The sequence below is a fragment of the Frankia sp. CcCS3 genome, assembly GCF_977927575.1.
This window is the reverse complement of the sequence record NZ_CDWRCL010000126.1, coordinates 8,536-11,402: the sequence shown is the minus strand read 5'-3', so window position 1 is coordinate 11,402 and position 2,867 is coordinate 8,536. Positions and strand designations below refer to the sequence as shown.

General features: G+C 70.3%; 3 protein-coding genes and 1 pseudogene. 1 reads left to right on the top strand and 3 read right to left on the bottom strand.

Annotated features, from left to right (window positions below; genetic code table 11):
- Position 1: 1 nt before the first annotated feature.
- The gene (locus AC08OQ_RS12365; RefSeq protein ID WP_476612057.1) at positions 2-424 is read right to left on the bottom strand and encodes a TetR/AcrR family transcriptional regulator C-terminal domain-containing protein; all 423 of its coding nucleotides are present in this window, start codon (positions 422-424) and stop codon (positions 2-4) included.
- Between AC08OQ_RS12365 and AC08OQ_RS12360 the strand changes: the two genes are divergently transcribed.
- Entirely contained in the window at positions 395-982 is a 588-nt protein-coding gene (locus AC08OQ_RS12360; protein ID WP_476602375.1) for a DUF4386 family protein, read from the top strand. The two genes, AC08OQ_RS12365 and AC08OQ_RS12360, sit on opposite strands and share 30 nt — an antisense overlap.
- 131 nt (positions 983-1,113) lie before the next feature.
- Here the strand turns inward: AC08OQ_RS12360 and AC08OQ_RS12355 are convergent, their stop codons facing one another.
- Together AC08OQ_RS12355 and AC08OQ_RS12350 are read right to left on the bottom strand one after the other, a co-directional pair.
- Complete coding sequence (locus AC08OQ_RS12355) at positions 1,114-1,947, bottom strand: L,D-transpeptidase (protein ID WP_476602376.1); 834 nt, start codon at positions 1,945-1,947, stop codon at positions 1,114-1,116.
- A 13-nt stretch (positions 1,948-1,960) separates the two neighbouring features.
- Positions 1,961-2,867, bottom strand: a pseudogene (locus tag AC08OQ_RS12350) (hypothetical protein); the annotation flags it as partial.

The following is a 2,867-nucleotide window of genomic DNA, read 5'->3' as shown; positions in this document are numbered from 1 at the left end:
ATCAGCGACAGATCCAGATCCAGGCGTCAGGCTCAATGAGGCGTTCGATGCCGTCAAGGACGCGGTCGAGGCCCCAGCTGAACTGCTCAGTGGTGACGTAGGCGGCCAGCACGTCAATCTGGCTGGCGGTACGTGGGTAGTGCTCGGCGGGCACGGCCGCGAACGCGTCACGGCGGGCGGCGATCCGCTCTGCCTCGCTGGTTCCCGGCTCGTGCGGCTCGGCGGCCTCCAACGCGATGGCGCCCAGCACATACACGATCAGCAGATATACGGACCGGGCCGCGTTCGCCGCCGGCACCCCGCCGTCGGCCAGTGCCGCGAGCAGTCGCTCGTTGAGCGCGAGCGCGTTGGGGCCGTCCATCGGGCCACCGAGCAGCAGGCTGACCGCGCCGGGATGGCGGACGTCATCCTTCCGTCCTTCCACCGAGGCGGCACCGGCCTGGTCTGGACCTGGTTCGCGACCGGCTGGACCTACGCTCTGCTGCTACCGCCGACGCTGCTGCTGCCCACGGCCCTCGGTCGCCGGGACGATCCCGTCCTGCGCGCCGCGACCTGGGTCGGCTCCGCCGCGATCGTGCTCGCGCTCACCGGCTTCCTGCGCTGGGTCTTCGTCGTGCCGCCGCTGGCACGGCAGTACATGGCCAGCGACACGACGACCCGAGCGGCCGTCGACGCCGCCTGGCTCGCACAACACCCGCTCGGCGGCTCCCTGCTCGGCGAGCACCTCGGCCAGACGCTCGCCATCGCCTGGTCGACGACGATCTCCGTGATCATCCTCTGCCGCCGTCCGCTTCCCGCCGCTGTGGGCATGCTGGGCCTGGTCGCAAGCGCCATCTACCTGCTCAACCAGGGCGACATCCTGGCAACCGCGATCCCCGAGGTCCCCGCATGGGAACCGGCGGGCTTCCTCGGCTCCACACTCTGGGGAGTATGGATCGCCACCCTCGGCTTCGCACTCCTCCTCCGACGTCCACCCAGCTGACCTTGCAGAACCGGCTCTGCCCCGCGGCCAGCCGTGCCGGGCTGCCAGGCCCCGCCCTGAATGATTCCAGCTCGGCGTCGGGGTCTGTTGCATCCGCGAAGTCCGCACCGACGACCTCGAGATGAGACCGGTCAGGCGACGATGTCGACCGGCGTGCCCAGGGGCAGCATGCCCGCCAACCGGGTGATGTCGCTGTTGCTCAGGCGGATGCAGCCGTGGCTGACGTCACGCCCCAGCGTATGGGGCTGGTTGGTGCCATGCAGACCGATAATCGGAGCATGGCCTTCGAAGGAGGCCAGTGAGGTGGAGAAGCCCGAGATGCCGAAGGCGAAGGGCCCGTGGGGTCCGGTCGGATTCCGCGGCCGCAGCAGTTCGGTCAGGTAGTACCGCCCCCCGGGAGTCGGTGTTTCCGTGGTTCCGACCGCCATCACGAACAAGGATATGAGCGTGTTCCCGCGGTACAGCCGCAACTGGTGGGCTCCGCGGACGACCTGCAGGTGGTAGGCGGTGGTGCTGGCGCGGACCTGGTCGTCCCTGATCCATCCTCGGCTGCCGTTGGGCCATACCGGCAGCAGGACCTGCCACCATCCGGGCAGCCTCGCCGTGACGAGAAAGACCCGTGGCGCGCCCGCCTCGTTCGGGTTACTCAGCCGCGACGCGGGCCGGGTGGACACGGGCGTTGGGTAGACGTCCACGCCGGCGACGGTCGCGGTCAGAATCGTGTTCACCGCCTCCGGTTCGGCCGCCGCGCCGCGAGAAGACATAGGGGTGACCGAAGACCTGGGGGTAGCCGAAGACATACCGGTGGCCGAAGACCTGGCGCCGATGCCCTCACCGCCGACCGCGCAGGCGGCCGGGAACAGCAGCCCGCACACGGCGACCACCAGCGCGGCCGACGCGCGCGGCGCCGACAAGCCGGCGGGTGGTCGAGGCCGCCGGGTGCCCGCGTCCGTCACCTCTGTCATCCCATAGAGCCGGTCATCCCGTGAAGGGGATGGTGTTCGTCGTGATCGGCGTCGCCGGTGCCGTCGTGCCGGTGCCGGTGCCGGTGCCGCCCTGTTGCCCGGGCGAGCCCTGTGGCGTCGTGCCGCTGGTTACGGGTGATGTCGAGCCCGTCCCCTGGGCTGGGGCTCCCGTTCCGAGAGCCTTCGCGGTACTCAGGTTCTGTCCGCCACCGGTCGACTCCCCAGTACCGGGAGTCTGTCCGCTACCAGAAGCCTGTCCACCGCCAGAAGCCTGCGGGGACGAGGGCGCCTCGCCCCGCGCGCCCGGCGCGATACCGGCTCCCGGGACGACGGGGCCGGTGCCGGTAGTGCCGGTAGTGGTGGCGGTCGACGGGCCAGGTCCGGTGGCCGGCACCGGCCGGCCGTGGGTCGACACACCAATCGTCGGCAGCTGGGGTGAGGGATTCCACGACTGGTCGAACGCGCGGGCCACGACAAGGGAGGAATGCGTGTCCAGGGTGCGCGAGGCACCCGCCGCTAGCACGCCGTTGCCACCCCGCCCCTCCTTCGAGAACCAGCCGAAGGCGACAGGATGATCGGTGACGTTCCTCAGCGTCCACGAGACCATGTCGTGCCCGCCTGCCGATCGCAGCTCGAGCGACCGCAGGTGGCTCTGGACCCGGTTGATGTCGGCCGCCCCGATCGAGTAGGCGCGGAACAACGGGTTGATCTGTGCGACGACATGAGGCGGGGTCGGGTTGACGACGACGTTGTCGATACTCACGTCGAGATCTGGCCGCAGGGCGGAGCCGCCCGGGAGCGTGACCTGACTGGAACCGGGCACCCCGTCGGGGAACGCGGCGCCGGCTGGACCGGCCACGGCGGCGGCCAGGGCGCCGGCAGCACCGACGGCGGCAAAATACATTTTTCGCGAGCGCATA